Raw genomic sequence first — 18,218 nt, forward strand, 5'->3', positions numbered from 1 at the left:
CGGTCAGTTTCCGTGGAAAGTGGGGGCGCGTCCGGTTCGGAAGGCGTCGAGCGCTTCGGTCGCGTCGCCGGTCGCGGCGATCATGGCGAAGTGTGACGAGATGAGGTCGAGCGCGGTGGGCAGGTCGTGGCGGGCGCCCTGCCGGACGGCGCGCTTGATGACCTGGACCGCCAAGGGTGGCCGGTTGGCGAGCAGTTCGGCGAACTCAGCGGCGGCGGCTAACGGATCGTCGGTGAGTTCGTCGACGATGCCGAGCGCCAGGGCCTGCTCGGCGGGCACGGATTCGCCGGTCCACAGTAGACGGAGCGCGCGTGAAGTGCCGACAACGCGCGGGAGGAGCCAGCAGCCGCCGTCACCGGGGACGGCGCCGACCCGGATGTAGCCCTCACTGAAGGTGGCCGCGGGTGAGGCGATGCGATAGTCGCACAGCAGGGCCATGTCCATGCCGGCGCCGACCGCGGCCCCGGGGATGGCCGCGATGACTGGCTTGTCGACCTGTTCGAGCGTGAGGGCCACCTGATGGACGTGCCGGGTGAGCGCCTGCTTGACCCAGACCGGGTCGTTGCCGTGCTCGGCCAGCACTTCGAGGTCGATGCCGGAGCAGAACGCGTCAGCGGCTCCGGTCACGACGATGGCTCGGATCGCGTTGTCCGCCTGGGCGTCGAGCAACGCCCGCACCCAGTCGCCGAGCATGTCGATGGTGAGGGCGTTCTTGCGGTCCGGACGGTTGAGGGTGATGGTCGCGACCGGCCCGGTCTTGTCGTAGTCCAGCTCAGCCATCGACCGTCCCATTCGTGGTGGCGGGGGTGAGCATGGCGAGCACGCTCTCGGTGTCGGCGCCGAGCAGCGGGGCCCAGTCGCGTTGTGGTGGCGGGTTGGTGCCGGTGGGCCCGGTCGCGCGGGGCAACCGCAAGGGACCTTCGGAGGGGTGCTCGACCGGGGTGAAGAAGCCCGTGGCGACGAGCTGGGGGTCGCCGGCCAGCTCGGCCAGCCGGTTGACCGGGCCGATCGGGATCTTGTGGGACCCCAGCAGGTCGATCCATTCCCGGCTGGTGCGCTCGGCGAGCTTTTCGGCGACGAGCTGGTAGAGCTCGTCGATGTGCTGGGTGCGTTCGCGGATCGTGCGGTAGCGGGGTGATTCGGCCAGTTCGGGCCGGCCGATGAGGTCGAAGAACACCCGCCAATGCCGGTCGGTGTAGATGAGGACGGACACGGCGCCGTCCTTGGTGGCGTAGGGGCGGCGGTGTTTCGACGCGGTCCGGCCGTAGCCCGGCGGCCCGGCCGGCGGGTCGAACACGTGTCCGCCCTGCTGGTCGACGAGGTTGAAGGCGGTCATGGTCTCGAGCATCGGGATGTCCAGCGCGACTCCCCGGCCGGTCCGGTCCCGCTGCCGGAGCGCGGCGAGCAGGGCGGCGGTCCCGTAGAGCCCGACGACCTTGTCGGTCAGCGCGCTGCGGACGTAGGCCGGGTCGGCTCCGGTCCGCTGCAGGTCGGCCACGCCGCTGCGGGCCTGGATGATGTCGTCGTAGGCGGGCTCGTCGGCGGCCGGACCGCCCCGGCCGAAGCCGCGGAACGCGAGGGCGACACAGCGCGGATGGCGCCGCACGATGCTGTCGGCGTCCAAACCGAGGTCCCGCGCCGAATCGGGCCGCAGCGCGTGCACGACGACGTCACACCAGTCCAGCAGCCCGGACAGTGACTCCGCGCCCGCCGGTGACTTGAGATCCAGCACGACGCTGCGCTTGCCGCGGTTCGCATTGAGGAAGAACGGGCCCATCCCGGTGCCGTGGATGTCGTCGATGTAGCGGGCCGGATCCCCTTGGGGTGGCTCGACCTTCACCACTTCGGCGCCCCATTGGGCCAGCAGCATCGTGCAGTACGGCCCCATCAGGGTGGAGCTCAGATCGACGACCCGCAGGCCCGCCAGGGCCGGTTCGAACGAATCCACTATGCGGCGTCCACACCCGTGGCGGGGGTGCGGCGGCGCAGCACCGTACCGAGTGCGTGCAGTCCGGCGGACGCGATGAACGCGTAGATCGGGAAGGCCACCGGGTCGAAGTCCGTCATGTCCTTGCCGGGCAGGAAGGTGTGGATGCCGACCACGGTCAGGGCGGCGACCAGCCCCGCGACGGCTCCGCGCAGGGCGGCCGACCACCAGCGCAGGTGCTCGAGCCCGGCGATGGTAGCGCCGAGGATGCCGAGGCCCTGCCACGTCCACCAGGCCGGCTCCGCCCACTTGAGCATGAAGGCCGCCACGACACCGAACAGGATCGGAATGACGATCACAGCGACGGACTGCCGGGCCCGCGACCGCCCGGCGAACAGCGGTGGCGTGCGGACCGAATGCTCGTCCCGGGCTGCCTGGATTTTCGGCTCTTGGGTTTCAGACATGGATCTGGACCTCCTCGGCGTTGAGGGGCAGGGCACGGCGGGTCTTCATCTGGCTGTCGTCCTCGGGTCCATGTAGTGGCGTCGTCACGGTCTCGGGGGGGCAAGAGAGTAGAACAAGGAGACCAACTCTATGTCAACCACCATAGACTAAATTAGTACGAACGCAACATGTCGCCCATCGCGAAGCGCCAACCGGGGCCTGCCTCCCAGCGGCGGCTCAGACGATCTCGCACCGGCGTCGGCACTCAGCTTCCGCTCAACGAAGGGTGGCTAGCTTGGGGCCGAGGCTAGGACGGTGGGCTGATGGATGCGAGACCGGTCGCGGTGGTCAGTGGGGTCGCCGGGAGCTGCGGCGGCGCGGTCGTCGGCGCATTGGCGACCCACTTCACGGTGTGGTTGGCCTGTCACGACGACTTCGAAACGCACCAGGCGGACTCGTTCGGTGTGCCGCGCGGCCGGTGCTGGTGGATCGATCGGGATGATCGTCCGCCCGGGATGACGAAGGTGTGCGCGCTGGTGCATTGCGCCGCGCCTGCCGTGGCCGGGTCGGTCGCCGGCACGCCGGTCGAACAATGGACGGACGTTTTCCGGCGGGACATTTTCACCGTGGCGGCGGTGACCCGGCGGCTGCTGCCCGCGCTGCGTCGCGAGCACGGCCACGTGATCATCGAGCGGCCGGTCTCGCCGGAGCGATCCGTGGTCGGACGGGCGAGTGCGTCGGCAATGCGGATGTTCGCGGAGGCACTTCGTGCCGAGGAGCGGGCAAGCGGTGTTCGGGTGACCGAGATCGACGCGGCGGTGTACGGCTCCGGAACGCCGTGGCCGGCCTGTCTCTCGGCGGCGGTCGCGACGGTGTCGGCCTTCTCAGCGTCCTCACAGCACCGGTCGTGAACTGTGCGGGCACGACCGGGAGGACGACTGGGGAACGATGGCGCGAAATGTTGCGGTGCTCGCCGTGCTGGTGCTGGCCGCTGCCCTCGTCGCGGCGTGCGGTGACGCGCCCGCCGGTCCCGACCTCGTGTCGGAAGACCCGCCGCCGCCGGTGACCGGCACGGTTTCGACGGTGACGATTCCGGCCACCGCATCGGGTTTCGCGGCCCGTGACGCGCATCTGTACCTGCCGCCCGGCTACCACCCCGGTCAGGCCCAGCGGCTGCCCGTGCTGGTCATGCTGGCCGGTGTGCCCGGCAACACCGGCGACTGGTTCACCAGCGGTGAGATCCAGCCGGCGCTGGATGAGTTCGCCGCGGGGCACGCGGGTGTGGCCCCCATCGTGGTCGCGCCCGACGACACCGGAACCGGCGACGAAGACCTGCTGTGCATGGACAGCCCGCGCGCCAAGCTGGACACGTACCTCAGCCGCGACGTCCCGCGCTGGGTCACCCAGAACCTGGCCGCCGACCCGGATTCCCGGCACTGGGCGGTCGCCGGGCTGTCCTACGGCGGCACCTGCGCCTACGAGCTGGCCGTGCGCCACCCGGCGCAGTTCCCCACGTTCGCCGACTTCTCCGGTGAGGAACGCCCGATGCACGACACGGTCGCCGCGGCCGTGAACGACATCTTCGCCGGTGACAACACGGCCTACCGCCGTCAGGACCCGCTCGCGATCCTGGCCCAGCGGACGTTCCGTGGCACCGCGGGAATGATCACGGTCGGCGCCGACGACGAGCCGTACACGTCCGAGCAGCAGACCGTTTTCCAGGCGTGCCGCCGCGCGGGCATGCAGGTGCAGTGGAAAACGTTGCCGGGCGGGCACGAGTGGAGCCTGTGGGCCGAGTTCTTCCGCCAGTCGCTGCCTTGGCTCGCCCAGCGGCTGGGCCTGGACCGAGTGCCGGGATGAGATTCGCGGTCCCGGGTGACCCGACGATCCCCGACGAAGTCGCCCGGGAGGCACGTCAGCTCGGCCCGTTGGAGTCACCTCTGATCTGGGCCACTTTCACCGCCGTGGCGGTCGCCTGCGTGGTTCTCGCAATCGTTTTCCGCCGTCGCACGCGCGTCCGCCGCCGGGTTGTCGTCGTCGCGGTGTGTTGTGCGCTGCTCGCGGGCGTGACCGGGCTCAACAGCTATGTCGGCTACGTCCGCACCGTGCACGACCTCGGCCGTCTCCTGGCACGAGGCGGCGGACCCGCCCGCGCCCTGGGCGGCCTGCTCGGCGGCGGCGAGCCCGCGCCGACCAGAAGCCGTCCGTGGCGCGACCACCTGCCGGCCGGACCGGACGCGGGGTCGGTCGAGCTGGTGGACCTGCCCGACCCGGCACTGGCGGTGCCCTCCGGCCGGAGCTATGTACTGCTCCCGCCGGGTTACGCGGATCCGGTCAATGCCGGGCGGCGGTACCCCGTCGTATACCTGATCCACGGGTATCCCTATGGCGGTCCCGAGGACTGGCTCACCGCCGGCGACGCACTAACGACACTGCGGCTGCTCTATCACCATCGGGCGCTCGCGCCGACGATCGTCGTCAGCGTCGACCTCACCGCGGGGCAGCCCAGCCGGGATTGGGAAGGTCTCGACGTACCGGGCGGGCCGCGGCTGGAGACCTACCTGACCCGGACCGTGGTGGACCAGATCGACCACCGCTACCGCACGGTCGCCGACCGTGCCCACCGCGCACTCGGCGGGATGTCCGGCGGTGCTTTCGCCGCGCTCAATGTCGGCCTGCACCAGGTCGGCCGGTTCGGCGTACTGCTGCTGACCCTGCCGTACGACACGCTCGGCGACGACGCCGGCCTGCTCGGCACGGACCGGAAACTGCTCGCAGCCAACACGCCCCGGGATTACCTGCCCACGATGAAGTTCACCGGGCCGGTCGCGGTCCTGCTCACCGGCGGCAGCGGCGCCCCTGCCGACGTGACGACCGCTCAGCGGATCGCCGCCGCGCTCCGCGCCCGGGGGCAGATCGCCGTCGTCCACATCGGGCACGGGTTCAACCACACCTGGCACACCGCGCGTGCGACCCTGCCGTACCTGCTGGTCTTCGCCGACCAGGCGTTCGGCGGGAAGCCGGGATGACAACGGATCACGACTCGTGGACCAGCAACGGCTTGAGGGCTCGCTTAGCCTGCCGCCAGGCGTGGTCGAGGCGTGCCACCTGCGCGTCGGCGATCTCCCGTTCCCGCTGGTAGAGCACGCCGAAGACGAACCCGTCGCCCGAATCCGCCGCCAGTTCGCGCAGTTGCGCCCGCGCGACGACCGCGTCCTGGTACTCGCCCAGCAGATCCTGCAGTCCGATGAACCGAGCCAGCGCGGCATGAGCGGCCGACCGATTCAGCGGGCGGGCGGCCTCGGCGGCGTACCGCAACCGCTTGGCCGCCTTGCGCACCCGGTGCACCAGCTCATCACGGTCCGCGCCCGGCGGAGCGGCGTCCACGGCCCGCACCCTGGTGTCCACAGTAGACACCACGGCCGCCAGGGCCTTCGGAATCACCTTCACAGCCCCGTGCTCGGCCTTGGCGTTCGTGTCAACCAGATCGAGGGCATCGAGCAACCGCAGATACCGATCCGAGTCCAGCGCCTCGATGGCCACTCCGCGTGCCCGTTCCGCCCGATCGGCAAAGAACCGGTCCAGCCGCGCGCGAACCCGTTCGTCAGCCGGCTCGCGCTCCTCGTCCAGGCGCGCCACCAGCCGGGCCCACTGCACCTCGACATCCCGGGCCGCGCCGAGCTGGACACCGAGCCAGCCGAGCTCGCCGGCCAGGGCATCGGGCGGATTGCGCAACAACGTCCGGTAGCTGCGCAGCGTGCTGCGGGCCCGGCGGGCCGCCACTCGCATCCGGTGCACCGCATCGGGTTCGTCGCGGCGAACCGCGACATCGCACGCCGCGAGCACCGCGGCCTGCTCACGCAGGTACGCCAGGACAACCTCGCCGGCCGTGGACTCGCGGTCGAGTTCCGGTGCCATCCGGCGCGGGACACCGAGCACGCGCGCGACCTTCGCCGGGCTGGCCGACCGCGTGATCCCCGCGTCCCGCAACCGGGCCTCGACCGCGTCGGCCAGGCTCGGACCGCCCGCGGCCAGTTCGACCTCCACTTCGGACCATCGGTGCGGCTGGCCGTCCGGACCGGTGGCGTCGACCCGGTCCACCACGACCTCGGCCAGCGGGATTTCGCCGGAGTCCAGCAATACGCGGCGCGTGCGGTCGGTGTGCAGGCGAGCCTGCGGTGCCAATGGCTCGGCCCGGGTGTACGAGCGGACCATGGCGGCCAGCTCGCGCGGCACGCTGTCCTGGCTGGGCAGCCGAATCTCGGTGCGAGCGTCTTCTCCGGCGGGGATCTTCAGGTGCCAACCGGCGTCGTCGCCGCCGCGGCGGCAGCGCAGGGTCACGCCGTGCCTGAGCAGGCGCAGGTCCGCCGTGTCGTAGTAGACGGCGTCGAGTGTCACACGCTCCGGCCCGGTCTCGCTCCCGACACCGGGCACCTCCGACAACGCGGGCACGTCACACCCCGGTGGCAGCTCGTACTTGCGCTCCACCTCGCGCACCGCCGTGCCCCGGGTCATGGCGTGTGGGCGCGCTCCCGCACACGCCTCAGCGCGGTGGCGATCGTCGCGGCCCAGGACCGGATTTCCTCCCAGTTCCGGTAATCCCCGTCGTGCACCCGCAGCGCCGCGACCACGGCACGGTCACCGAGGCCGAGCCGGTGCCGGTCGATCCGGCCCGCGAACACGCGGTGTCCCCGCGCGTAGGCCAGCCACCGCAGTTTCCCGATCTCCAGCGGTTCCTCGAGCGGTTTGGGCGGCGTGCCGACCGGACCGCTGGAGAACATCCACACGGGCATCGTGCGCAGCGCCTCCTGGTACCGGTGCACGAAATCGGTGGCCTCGGTCATCCAGTGTCCCATGTAGACAGCGCTGCCCAGCACGACCGCGTCGTAGCCGGCAATCGTGGCGACGTTCGCGGCGAACAGCACCTCGACCTCGGCACGTTCGCCCAGCTTCGCCCGCAAGGTGTTGCCGATCTCGTCGGCGATCTCCCGGGTGGCGCCGTGTTTACTGGCGACAGCGACAAGAACCTTCATGACGCACCTTCCTTCCGGCCCCACCATGCGCGCGGGCGTGCACGGTGGTCAGAGTCATCGGGATACCGCCGAGGGGACCAACGGCCCTTTCCCGTGGTTCCGTCGGCGCACGGGTCAAGGCAGGCGGTCCATCTCTCGGCGGATCCGTCGTTCGGTCACGCGTCCCGGGGCGAAGGTGTCCCACCCGTGCATGACCAGGCCGATGCCCCAGAAGCCGATGGGGAAGACCGGCCAGAAGAAGCCGCCGTCGGCGACGAGCCACCAGATCACCACGATCAGCCCGTTCATCAGGACGTAGACCAGCAGGTGCTGGAAGAACTCCCGCTTCTTCTTCAGCCTGGCGATCGCCTCCGCGCGGCGGTCGGGCTCGTCCGGAGTGCCTTGTTCGGTCATGGCTGACCACCTCCTCGCCCCCCATGGTCGGCCGGGCGCGGAAGGCCCGCCATGGACGAAGGTCCCCCCGTTCGCGGCAATGGTCGCCGCAATCCGGCGCCGGTGACCACCGTCATCGGCGCCGCGCCCGCTTTGGCCAGTAGCCACCGCTCGCGCGACCCCGCCGCGTCTACCGGGAGACCACAGTGGACGGTCCGCCGCCCGCCGACCCTTGTGTGCTCGTGGTCGGGTTCCGGCTGCGGTGGGTGCACGGCCGCGATCCGGCGTCGATCGATTACGCGGTCCTGCCCGGGGTGCGGCGCGACGAACTGCTGGCCGAACCCGCGCGATGGACTTCGGCGGACTCCTGGTCGACGCTGGTCGCCGCCTGACGGGCGCCGTGGGCGCGGATGAACCAGCGGCGTAGCTCGTCGGCGCCCCAGACGATGACGGGGTACGGGGCGGTCAGCGCGAGCATGTCCGGGGTGAGGGCCGCGGTGCCGAGCAGGTCCTGCAGGGCCGGCACGTAGATGATGACCGCGGCGAGGGCGAGTTCGAAGGCGATTCCCCACAGCAGCAAGGGATTGGAGAACACGCCGATGGAACGGAGCGAGGCACGGTCGGTGCGGGCGGCGAACGCGGTGCCGATCTGCCCGGCGATCATGCCGAAGAACGTCATCGTGGTGGCCTGCCGGTAGGCGTGGTTCAGCGGTGTCCCGGCGCCGGTCGGGTCGCCGGGATGCCAGCCCGCTTTCAGCAGGACATAGAAAAACCCGCCCATCGCCAGCGCGGCGCACAGCACGCCGAGGAAAAGCCAGGCCCGCAACAGCATCGGGGTCTGGATGACCGACGCCCCGCGTTTGCGCGGCGGGCGGTCCATGAGGCCGGGCTCGGCCGGTTCCCTGCCCAGTGCCAGCGCGGGCAGTGTCTCGGTGCCGACGTCGAAGGCCAGCAGCTGCAACACCGTCAGTGGCAAGGGAATGGTGCCGCCGGACAGCGCGAACACCAGGAACGGCACCACTTCCGGGGTGGCGTGGGCGAAGATGTAGAAGATGAACTTACGAATATTGTCGTAGACCCGCCGCCCGGCCTGCACGGCCGCGGTGATGGTGGCGAAGTTGTCGTCGGTCAGCACCATCGTCGCCGCCTCGCGGGCCACGTCGGTGCCCGAGCGGCCCATCGCCACACCGATGTCCGCGCGCCGCAACGCGGGTGCGTCGTTGACGCCGTCGCCGGTCATCGCGACGACGTGACCGGTCGCGCGCAGGGCGTCGGCGATGCGCAGCTTCGCTTCCGGTGAGGAGCGCGCGAAAATGAGCTCATCCGGGCCCGCGAGCAGCGCGTCGAGGTCGTCCTCGCTCAGGCGGTCCAGGTCCTCGCCGTTGACGACGGCGGGCTCGCCCCGCACGATGCCGGTCTGGCGGGCGATGGCGGTCGCGGTGAGGCCGTGGTCACCGGTGATGACGATGATCCGGATGCCCGCGGTGTGGCAGTCGGCGACCGCGACCGCGACCTCCTTGCGCGGTGGGTCCACCATCGCGACCAGACCGAGCAGCACGAGGTCCCGCTCCGCGTCGCCGGGGTTCTCCGGTACGGACTCCCCCGGTTCCAGCCGGCGGTCGGCGATTGCGAGCACCCGCCTGCCCTCCCGCGCCTGACCGTCCACAAGCGACTCCAGCTCTTCGCGCCGCCGCGGCGTGAGCGGCACCGTCGTCCCGCCGGCACCGAGTTCCGCCGAGCACAGCGGCAACATCGTTTCCGGCGCGCCCTTCGCGGAGATCACCAGCCCTTCGGCCCGTCGATCCACAGTGGACATCCGCTTGCGCCCGGGATCGAAGTGGAACTGCCGTTCGCGCTCACCGGACTCCATCGGGCCCAGATCGGCGGCGGCCTCGAGCAACGCCACCTCGGTGGGGTCGCCGGTGCCGATGCCGTCCTCGGACAGGCGGGCGTTGTTGCACAGGACCATCGCCGACGCCAAGCGCGCGAGCGCCACCTCGTCCCGCGGCGGCTCGATGGCCGTGACCCGCATCCGGTTCTCCGTAAGGGTTCCCGTCTTGTCGGTGCAGATCACGTCGGTCGAGCCGAGGGTTTCGACCGCGCTCAACCGCCGCACGACCGCACCCCGCCGGGCCAGCCCACGCACGCCGATGGCGAGCGCGAGCGTGATGACCGGGAGCAGCCCCTCCGGCACGTTTCCCACCAGCAGGCCGACCGCGAACACGACCGCGTTGACGAACGACAGGCCCGCGCCGAACGTCGCGATCGGCAGGAACGCCACGCCCAGCACCACGGAGATCAGCGCGATCAGCCACGCCACCCGCCGCACCTGCTTCTCCAGCGGGCTTTCGTCGCGTTCGACCCGCTGCGACAACGCGGCGATGCGGCCGAGTTCCGTGTGCATCCCGGTGGCGAAGACGACCGCGCGGGCCTCGCCGCCGGTGCAGGTCGTGCCGCTGAACACCAGGTCACGGGCCTGCTGCACGGGTACCTGGGTGTCCAGCAGGTCCGCCGCCCGGTACACCGGCATCGACTCACCGGTCAAAGTGGACAGATCCACCTCGACGCCGCCGCCGATCAGCCGCGCGTCGGCCGAAATCCGGTCGCCCTCCTCGATCACGAGCACATCGCCGGGCACCAGTTCGACCGCGTCGATCACCCGGACCTGACCGTCCCGCAGCACTTTCGCCCGCGGGGGCAGGAACGCGGCGAGTGCCTCGACGGCGCGTTCCGCGTGTCGTTCCTGCACGAACGCGAACACGGCGTTGATCAGGATCACCACGATGACCGCGACCGCCACCGGTTCGATGCCCACGGCCCAGGCCAGTCCGGCGGCCGCCCACAGCAGCAGCGCTAGCGGGTGGGTGAACTGGCGGGCCAGCTGCCGCGGCCAGGTCCAGCCGCCGCGCCTGCGCAACTCGTTGCGGCCCGCGGTGAGGAGACGGCGGCGGGCCTCGCGATCGGTCAGCCCCGACCTGGCGCTGCGCAGGTCACGCAGCAACAGGTCGATTCGTTCGGTGGGGTCGAGCCACGCCGCCGGGTCGTCCTCCAGGGTTTCGGTCATGGCCGTCAGAATTCGAACACCAGGCGGGCGGGGACCCGGCCGGCGAGCACGTCGTCGAAGCACACGTTGACGTCGTCGAGCGAGCGGGTCTCGGCGATGATCCTGGTCCGGCCGGCGGCGTACAGCGCGAACACGTCGGCGAGGTCCTTACGGGTACCGACGATCGAGCCGATGACCGACTTGCCCCCGAGCACCGTGTCGAAAATCGGTAAGTCGATCCGCCCGTCGGCGGGCAGCGCGACGCACACCAGCCGGCCGCCGCGCCGCAGCGCGCCGTAGGCCTGGTCGAACGCCTGCGACGAGGTCGCGAGCGCGACCGACACGTCGGCGCCACCGTACGCACGGATGGCTTCGACCGGGTCGCGGCGCCGGGCGTTGACGATCTCGTCCGCGCCGAGATCGAGCGCTAGGTCCAGCTTTTCGTCTTCGAGGTCGACGGCGATGACCCGGGCACCGGCCAGCCGGGCGTACTGCAGGGCGAGGTGCCCGAGGCCGCCGATGCCGAACACGGCCGCCGTTTCGCCCGGCGCCAGCCTGGACACCTTGATGGCCTTGAACGTGGTCACCCCCGCGCAGGTCAGCGGCGCCGCCTCGAACGACGAGACCTCGGGCGGGACGGTGACGACGTAACGATCGTCCGCGACGGCGTACTCGGCGTAGGCACCATCGATCGAGTAACCACTGTTCTGCTGTGCTTCGCACAAGGTCTCCCAGCCGGACACGCAGTGCCCGCAGGTACCGCACGCCGAACCCAGCCACGCGATCGCGACCCGCTCACCCACCCCGTGCAGGCCGGCACCCGGGCCGAGCTTCTCGACGACGCCCACGCCCTCGTGCCCCGGCACGAACGGCGGCTCGGGCTTGACCGGCCAGTCGCCGTGCGCGGCGTGGATGTCGGTGTGACAGACCCCGCTGGCCTCCATCCGGACCAGCACCTGCCCGGGCCCCGGCTCGGGTACCGGCAGCTCACGGATTTCCAGCTTGGCACCGAGTTCCGGGACCACTGCGGCTTTCATGGCGTTCTCCTTAACTGTCCTATATCGACTGTCTGATGTGGTCAGTGCTGGTCGTCCCAGACGTAGTCGAGGCGGTTGCGGACCTCGACGACGCCGGGCACCAGTGCGGTCAGCTTGCCGGCGGCCGTGACCTGACTACGGCGCTCGACCCGGCCCAGCAGCAGGACTTCGCCGCCGCGGACGGTCACCGAGTAGCAGCCGGGCGACGCGAGCAGCGCGTGCCCGAACACCTCGGTCTCGATTTCGGCCTTGAGTTCGCCGTCCGGCCGCAGGAACACGCCGAGCAGGTCGCGCCGGGCCAGCACCCCCACCAGCCGCTCGCCGTCCATTACGAACAGCCGGCGCATCCCGGATGCGGCCAGTTCCCGTGCCGCGACCGGCAGCGGCACGTCGATGTCGATCGTGCGTGCCGGCGCGGTCATCAGATCCCGCGCCCGCGACGCCTCCGCCTTGTGCCGCCGTACCCGGTGGCCGGCGTGCCGGGTCCGCTCACCCACGTGCTCCTCCTTGGGCAGCAGATCCGCCTCGGAAACCACGCCGAGCAGGGTTCCGCCGTTCTCGACGACCGGCACCGCGCTGATCCGCCGGCGGGCCAGCAGTACGGCGATCTCCTTGAACTCGGCGTCCGGCGGGACCGCGCACACGTCCCGGGTCATGACCTCGCCGACAGTCAGGGTTCGCATCTTCTACCTCCATGATCGGTCGATCCGAAGGTAGGCAGGGCCGGCGCGCCCGCGGGAGAGACTTCCGCCCCGGCGCGCAAGGACTTTCGCCGCTCCCCAAGGCCCTTCCGCCACGGTTGGCTGGGTTGCGACGAAAGGACCGTCATGTCGCGTACGGCGAAGTCGGGTCCGCCCCCGGACCCCGTGCCCAAGCCCGAACCCCCGCGGCCGTCCGGGTGGCGGGCGTGGATCTGGCCGCTCGGGCTACTGGCCGGGATGCTGCTGCTGTTCCTGCCGAGCATGCTGAGCGCGCCGGCGACGCCGTCCCTGTCCTACACCGACCTTCTGTCCAAAGTGGACGCCGGTCAGGTGAAGTCGGTCGAGATCGACGACAAGGGGGCGGTGACCGGCACGCTGGCCGACAATTCGGGTTTCACCAGCCAGGTCCCGACCGCGCTCGGCGACCCGCAGCTCGACCAGCGGCTGGAGGCGCACCACGTGCCGATCACCGCCAAGGTGTCCTCGGGCACACCGGCCTGGGTGACCATGCTGCTGATCCTGGGACCGGTGGCGCTGATCGTCGCGTTCATCGCGTGGAGCGGCCGGGCGGCACAACGTTCGCTCGCGGGCGGGCTGGGCGGGTTCGGCCGGTCCAAGGCGAAGATCATCGAAGCCGAGCGGCCGACCACCCGCTTCGCCGACATCGCCGGCTACGAAGGCGTGAAGCAGGAGGTCAGCGAGATCGTCGACTTCCTGCGCAACCCCGAACGCTATGCCGCGGCCGGGGCGAAAGGGCCGCGCGGCGTGATCATGGTCGGGCCACCGGGGACGGGCAAGACGCTGCTGGCCCGCGCGGTCGCCGGCGAGGCGAGCGTGCCGTTCCTGTCGGTCACCGGCTCGGCGTTCGTGGAGATGTTCGTCGGTGTCGGGGCGTCCCGGGTGCGGGACCTGTTCACCGAGGCCCGCGACCGCGCGCCGTCGATCATCTTCATCGACGAGATCGACGCGGTCGGCAGCCGCCGTGGGATCGGCGGGGTGGGCGTGCACGACGAGCGCGAGCAGACCCTCAACCAGCTTCTGTCCGAAATGGACGGGTTCGACCAGGGCGGCGGCACCGTGGTGCTGGCCGCGACCAACCGGCCCGAGACGCTCGACGCCGCCCTGCTGCGGCCCGGCCGGTTCGACCGGCAGGTCACCGTTCCGCTGCCGAACCAGGCCGAGCGGGCCGCGATCCTGCGGGTGCACGTGGCGGACAAGCACCTCGCGCCCGGCGTGGATCTCGAGCGGATCGCCCGTGGCACACCGGGTTTCTCGGGCGCGGACCTGGCGAACCTCGTCAACGAGGGCGCCATCAACGCCGTCCGCGACGAGCGCACGGTGATCACCGGCGAGGACCTGGCCGCGGCACGGGACCGGGTCCTGCTCGGCCGCCGCGAAACCTCCAACGCGCTGCTGCCCGAGGAACGCCGGTCGGTCGCCGTGCACGAGTCCGGGCACGCGCTGGTCGCCGCGCTGTGCGAGCACGCCGACCCGGTCGCGAAGGTGACCATCCTGCCCGCCGGGATGGCCCTGGGCGCCACCGAACAGCTCCCCGAAGCCGAACGCCACCTCTACAGCGAGGCCTACCTGATGGACCTGCTGGCCGTGCGGCTCGGCGGGCGCGCGGCCGAGCTGGTCGTGTTCGGCCAGGGCTCGACCGGCGCCGCGAACGACCTGTCGGGCGCGACGGAACTGGCCACCCGCATGGTCATCGAGTTCGGGCTGTCCCCCGCGCTCGGCCCCATCGGCTACCCGTCGAACGACGCGGCCTACCTGCCCGGCGCGGTGAACGACGGCGGGCACCGGTACTCGGAGGAGACGCAACGCATTGTCGACCAGGAGATCGGCCGCCTGCTACGCGAAGCCGAGAAGCGCGCCGTCACCCTGCTCACTGGGCACCGGCCCGCGCTCGACCGTCTTGCCGGGCAGCTCATGGAGCACGAGACCGTCGACGGCAGCGTCGTGCTGGCCGTCCTTGCGGAAAGCCTCACCGTTTCCTGACGTCCCGCAGCCCTGCGTAGGCGACCGCGACGCCCGCGAACGCGAAGACCGGCTGCAGCCAGCTGTAGGTCTGCACGAACGCGATCTCGACGGCGATCCAGCCGATCAGCAGCGAACCGGCGACGACCGCGGCGCCGCTGGTCCGGGTGCCGGGCCGGGAACCGAGGTAGCACACGACGGCCATCGGCACGCCGACGACGAGCGCGAGCGCGATGCCGCCGAACACCGCGCTACCGAACGGAAGCCGGGCGATGATGTCGTCGCCGAGCCCGAGCGTGCCGGTCATCAGTCCGGCCGCGCCGGCGAACGCGAGGATCGCGATCAGACCCGTGAACGCGGCCAGCCACGGCCGCCGCCGGGTCTCGGTGTGCCACTCGAGTCTGCTCATGCCCTCACTATGCGAAGCTGGCATCGTTCGGCACAGGGCCGCACGTCCCGGCTGGAAGGACAAAAGTCATGGACGGCAAGAAGAGATGGTCGCAGCTGAGCCCCGGGCAGCGGGGCGCCATCATCGGCACGGCGGCGGTGCAGTTCACGCTCGCCGGGTTCGCCTGGTGGGACCTGTCGCGGCGTCCGGCCGCCGCCGTCCGCGGCCCGAAGCTCGCCTGGGCGATCGCGATCGCGGTGAACTTCATCGGACCGCTGGCCTACCTGCGCTTCGGCCGCAAGCCCCTGCCGGAGATCGACGCCTGACCTTGTTCCGCCGGATCCGGCTCCACACCAGCTTGTCCACCTCCACCAGGAGGAACGCGAGCACCGTCGCGCCGAGGATCCGCAACCACGCGCCGGCGCCGATCGGGGCGGTGTGGAAGATCGTGTTCATCCCCGGCAGATACGTGAACAGCAGCTGCAGCGCCACCGTGATGCCGATGCCCGCGGCGAACATCCGGTTCCCGCGCGGCCACGCCCGCAGCACCGGCCGGTCCAGCGACCGGCAGCTGACCAGGTACCCGATCTGCACGCACACGAACAGGTCGATCGCGACCGTGCGCGCTGCGGCCACCGACGCCCCGGCGTCCAGTTCCCACTGATAGGCGGCGAACGCGGCGACCACGAGCAGCAGCGAGATCAGCCCGGTGCGGCGCATCAGGTCCGGCGTGAACAGCGGCCGGCCCGGCGGGCGCGGCGCGCGGCGCATGATGCCGGGTTCCTTCGGTTCGAACGCCAGGGTGAGACCGAGGAACACCGCGGTGGTCATGTTGATCCACAGGATCTGCACCGGCACGATCGGCAGCGTCGCGCCGAGCACGATCGCGACGAGGATGACCATGCCTTCCCCGATGTTGGTCGGCAACGTCCAGGCCAGGAACTTCCGCAGGTTGTCGAACACCCCGCGGCCCTCCTCGACGGCGGACTCGATCGCGGCGAAGTCGTCGTCGGTGAGCACCATGTCCGCCGCGTGCCGCGCCGCGTCGGTGCCGCCGCGGCCCATCGCGACCCCGATGTCGGCGCGGCGCAGCGCGGGCGCGTCGTTCACCCCGTCCCCGGTCATCGCGACGATCTGCCCGCCGGCCTGGAAAGCCTTGACCAGACGGAGTTTCTGGCCCGGCGACACCCGCGCGAACACCGTCGTGCGGTCCGCCGTCTCGGCCAGCCGGTCGTCGTCCAGCTCGTCGAGTTCGGCGCCGGTGACGACCACCGGCTCCTCGGCCAGCCCGACGGCCCTGCCGATGGCGCGGGCGGTGTCCGCGTGGTCGCCGGTGATCATCTTGACCGCGATCCCGGCACTGCGGCACGCCGCGATCGCGGTGAGCGCCTCGGGCCGCGGCGGATCCTGCAGGGCCTGGAAACCCAGCAGGATCCAGCCACCCTCGTCGATCTCTTCCGCCAGCGAGACGTCGTGGCGGAAGCGGGCGAAGGCGAGTACCCGCAGCCCCTGTCCGGCGATCTCCTGTTGCACCCGGTGCGCCCGCTCGGCGTCCAGTGGGCCGGTGCTCCCGTCGGCGCGCAGTTCCCGGTCGCACCGCGCGAGGATCTCCTCCACCGCCCCCTTGGCGTACGCGACGCCGCCGGGGTGTGCGGTCGCCATCAAGCGACGTTCGGACTCGAACGGCAGCAGGTCCACGCGCGGGCACTCGGCGCGCAGCGCACCCGGGTCGAGTCCGGCCAGCTCGGCGACCGGGATCAGCGCGGTCTCCGTCGGGTCGCCCTGACCGGTCCAATGTCCGTCCACAAAGGACAGACCGGCCTCGCTGCACAGCACCCCGGCGCGAGCGCACTCCCGAAGCGCCTCGTCGATCTCCAGCGGCAGCGTGCTCGCTTCGACGGTGCGGCCGGCGGCGGAGATCGCCGTGACCGTCATCCGGTTGCGGGTCAGCGTGCCGGTCTTGTCGGTGCAGATCACCGTGGTGCTGCCGAGGGTTTCGACGGCGGGCAGGTGCCGCACCACCGAGCGGCGGCGCGACATCCGGACCACGCCGATGGCGAGCACGATCGACACGGCCGCCGGCAGTCCCTCCGGGATCGCGCCGACCGCCAGCGCGACGGCCGCGGTGAACATCTCGGGGATGCCCGTGCCGCGCAGGACGCCGATGGCGAACGCGATCGCGGCGATGAGCACGATGCCGATGCTCAGTTGCTGCGAGAACCCGGCGAGCTTGCGGGTCAGCGGGGTCGTCACGGTGCCGGCCGTGGCGACCATCCGGTGGATCGCGCCGAGCTGGGTGCCCGCGCCGGTCGCGGTGACGAGCGCGCGGGCCGAGCCGCGGGTCACCATCGTGCCCGAGTAGGCCATGTTCACCCGGTCGGCGAGCGAGGTGCCGTCCGGCAGCTCACCGGTCTGCTTGCCGACCGGCAGCGATTCGCCGGTCAGCGCGGACTCGTCCACTTCGAGCAGATGCGTCTCGACGAGCCGGACGTCCGCGGGCACCTGGTCCCCCGCGGTCAGCTCGACGACGTCCCCCGGCACCAGGTCCTCGGCGGGCAGCCGGACGGCGAGGTGGTCGCGGACCACGGTCGCCTCGGCACGCACCATCCGGGCGAGCGCGTCCAGGGCCCGCTGGGCGCGGGACTCCTGCACGTACCCGATGGCGGCGTTGAGCACGACGACCCCGGCGATCACGGTCGCGTCGAGATAGCCACCGAACACAGCCGTGACCACCCCGGCCGCCAGCAGCACATACACCAGCGGGTCCCGGATCTGGGCCACCAGCCGCCGCAGCACGCCCGGACCCCGGGCGGCTTCGAGCCTGTTCGGCCCGTACTGGTCGAGCCGCTCCTTCGCCTGCGCCGCGGTCAGCCCGGTGGCGGGATCGGTGCCCAGACGCGCCGCGGCCACCTCGGCCGGAACGGAGTGGAAGCCGGTGGGCTCGTCCGTGGCCTGCGTGCGCCCGGCCGCCGGCCGGGTCACTTGTCGTCGTCGTTCTTCTCGACGTCCTCGTGCTGGTCGTCCCGGTGCTGGGTCATCAGGTACTGCTTGATGGCCCGTTCGGCGAGTTGCTCGGTGGTGTGCGACGACGCGCGTTCACCCGCGGCCTCCCGTGCCTCGCGGGCTGCCTGGGCGCTTTCCCTTTCGTTCATGGCACTTCTCCCGTCCATTGTGGATCACTGCCAGCCTCGGCCGCGCGCGGGCGCGGCACCAGAGCCGAACGTCCGCCGGAGTCCGGGGACCTTCGGCTCTTTCGCGCGGGGCCGCCGCGGATGACGGTCGAGGTGACACGA

The 18,218-nt window shown here is 71.2% G+C and carries 17 protein-coding genes; 5 read left to right on the plus strand and 12 right to left on the minus strand.

From position 1 onward, the window contains the following. Nucleotides 1-3: 3 nt before the first annotated feature. The 3 genes from LOZ83_RS25845 to LOZ83_RS25855 are packed head-to-tail and all read right to left on the minus strand — an operon-like array spanning nt 4 to nt 2,391. Nucleotides 4-780: an enoyl-CoA hydratase/isomerase family protein gene (locus tag LOZ83_RS25845; protein ID WP_236794248.1), complete on the minus strand. Its 777-nt coding sequence runs from the start codon at nt 778-780 to the stop codon at nt 4-6. Continuing rightward, nucleotides 773-1,948 carry a CaiB/BaiF CoA-transferase family protein gene (locus tag LOZ83_RS25850; protein ID WP_236794249.1) on the minus strand — a complete coding sequence of 392 codons (1,176 nt, stop codon included), beginning with the start codon at nt 1,946-1,948 and terminating at the stop codon, nt 773-775. Before LOZ83_RS25850 ends, LOZ83_RS25845 begins: the two co-directional genes overlap by 8 nt. Beyond that, nucleotides 1,948-2,391 (minus strand): hypothetical protein, encoded by a 444-nt coding sequence (locus LOZ83_RS25855; protein WP_236794250.1) that lies wholly within the window; start codon nt 2,389-2,391, stop codon nt 1,948-1,950. Before LOZ83_RS25855 ends, LOZ83_RS25850 begins: the two co-directional genes overlap by 1 nt. Nucleotides 2,392-2,694: 303 nt before the next feature. Between LOZ83_RS25855 and LOZ83_RS25860 the strand changes: the two genes are divergently transcribed. Genes LOZ83_RS25860 through LOZ83_RS25870 form a run of 3 tightly spaced genes read left to right on the plus strand, consistent with a single transcriptional unit; the run spans nt 2,695 to nt 5,400 of the window. Next, complete coding sequence (locus tag LOZ83_RS25860; RefSeq protein WP_236794251.1) at nt 2,695-3,282, plus strand: hypothetical protein; 588 nt, start codon at nt 2,695-2,697, stop codon at nt 3,280-3,282. 37 nt (nt 3,283-3,319) lie between these two features. Continuing rightward, nucleotides 3,320-4,231 carry an alpha/beta hydrolase family protein gene (locus LOZ83_RS25865; RefSeq protein ID WP_236794252.1) on the plus strand — a complete coding sequence of 304 codons (912 nt, stop codon included), beginning with the start codon at nt 3,320-3,322 and terminating at the stop codon, nt 4,229-4,231. Beyond that, a complete protein-coding gene (locus LOZ83_RS25870; protein ID WP_236794253.1) occupies nt 4,228-5,400 on the plus strand; it encodes an esterase family protein in 1,173 nt (390 codons plus the stop codon). Before LOZ83_RS25865 ends, LOZ83_RS25870 begins: the two co-directional genes overlap by 4 nt. Before the next feature lie 7 nt (nt 5,401-5,407). On the opposite strand, the gene LOZ83_RS25875 is transcribed toward LOZ83_RS25870, so the two are convergent. The 6 genes from LOZ83_RS25875 to LOZ83_RS25900 all read right to left on the minus strand — a co-directional run bounded on the left by LOZ83_RS25875 (nt 5,408) and on the right by LOZ83_RS25900 (nt 12,539). Further along, complete coding sequence (locus LOZ83_RS25875; RefSeq protein WP_236794254.1) at nt 5,408-6,886, minus strand: CYTH and CHAD domain-containing protein; 1,479 nt, start codon at nt 6,884-6,886, stop codon at nt 5,408-5,410. Further along, complete coding sequence (locus LOZ83_RS25880; protein WP_236794255.1) at nt 6,883-7,404, minus strand: flavodoxin domain-containing protein; 522 nt, start codon at nt 7,402-7,404, stop codon at nt 6,883-6,885. Before LOZ83_RS25880 ends, LOZ83_RS25875 begins: the two co-directional genes overlap by 4 nt. 114 nt (nt 7,405-7,518) lie before the next feature. Further along, nucleotides 7,519-7,797, minus strand: a complete 279-nt coding sequence (locus LOZ83_RS25885) for a 2TM domain-containing protein (protein ID WP_236794256.1) — start codon at nt 7,795-7,797, stop codon at nt 7,519-7,521. A gap of 274 nt (nt 7,798-8,071) precedes the next feature. Continuing rightward, nucleotides 8,072-10,840: a cation-transporting P-type ATPase gene (locus tag LOZ83_RS25890; RefSeq protein ID WP_236794257.1), complete on the minus strand. Its 2,769-nt coding sequence runs from the start codon at nt 10,838-10,840 to the stop codon at nt 8,072-8,074. A gap of 5 nt (nt 10,841-10,845) precedes the next feature. Further along, complete coding sequence (locus tag LOZ83_RS25895; protein WP_236794258.1) at nt 10,846-11,856, minus strand: zinc-dependent alcohol dehydrogenase; 1,011 nt, start codon at nt 11,854-11,856, stop codon at nt 10,846-10,848. A 41-nt stretch (nt 11,857-11,897) separates the two neighbouring features. Continuing rightward, entirely contained in the window at nt 11,898-12,539 is a 642-nt protein-coding gene (locus LOZ83_RS25900; protein ID WP_236794259.1) for a CBS domain-containing protein, read from the minus strand. Between the two features lie 144 nt (nt 12,540-12,683). Here LOZ83_RS25900 and ftsH point away from each other — a divergent pair, with 144 nt between their 5' ends. Beyond that, nucleotides 12,684-14,558, plus strand: coding sequence for an ATP-dependent zinc metalloprotease FtsH (ftsH, locus tag LOZ83_RS25905; RefSeq protein WP_236794260.1), 1,875 nt, complete (start codon nt 12,684-12,686; stop codon nt 14,556-14,558). On the opposite strand, the gene LOZ83_RS25910 is transcribed toward ftsH, so the two are convergent. Next, nucleotides 14,545-14,946: a hypothetical protein gene (locus LOZ83_RS25910; RefSeq protein ID WP_236794261.1), complete on the minus strand. Its 402-nt coding sequence runs from the start codon at nt 14,944-14,946 to the stop codon at nt 14,545-14,547. The genes ftsH and LOZ83_RS25910 overlap by 14 nt on opposite strands. Before the next feature lie 68 nt (nt 14,947-15,014). Here LOZ83_RS25910 and LOZ83_RS25915 point away from each other — a divergent pair, with 68 nt between their 5' ends. Then, nucleotides 15,015-15,251 (plus strand): PLD nuclease N-terminal domain-containing protein, encoded by a 237-nt coding sequence (locus LOZ83_RS25915; protein WP_236794262.1) that lies wholly within the window; start codon nt 15,015-15,017, stop codon nt 15,249-15,251. Here LOZ83_RS25915 and LOZ83_RS25920 read toward each other — a convergent pair. Then, nucleotides 15,190-17,907 carry an HAD-IC family P-type ATPase gene (locus LOZ83_RS25920; protein ID WP_236794263.1) on the minus strand — a complete coding sequence of 906 codons (2,718 nt, stop codon included), beginning with the start codon at nt 17,905-17,907 and terminating at the stop codon, nt 15,190-15,192. The two genes, LOZ83_RS25915 and LOZ83_RS25920, sit on opposite strands and share 62 nt — an antisense overlap. Further along, nucleotides 17,904-18,077: a hypothetical protein gene (locus tag LOZ83_RS25925; RefSeq protein ID WP_236794264.1), complete on the minus strand. Its 174-nt coding sequence runs from the start codon at nt 18,075-18,077 to the stop codon at nt 17,904-17,906. The genes LOZ83_RS25920 and LOZ83_RS25925 overlap by 4 nt, the downstream gene beginning before the upstream one ends. Nucleotides 18,078-18,218: the final 141 nt, after the last annotated feature.

It is taken from the genome of Amycolatopsis sp. GM8 (genome assembly GCF_021653975.1).
Lineage (GTDB): Bacteria > Actinomycetota > Actinomycetes > Mycobacteriales > Pseudonocardiaceae > Amycolatopsis_E.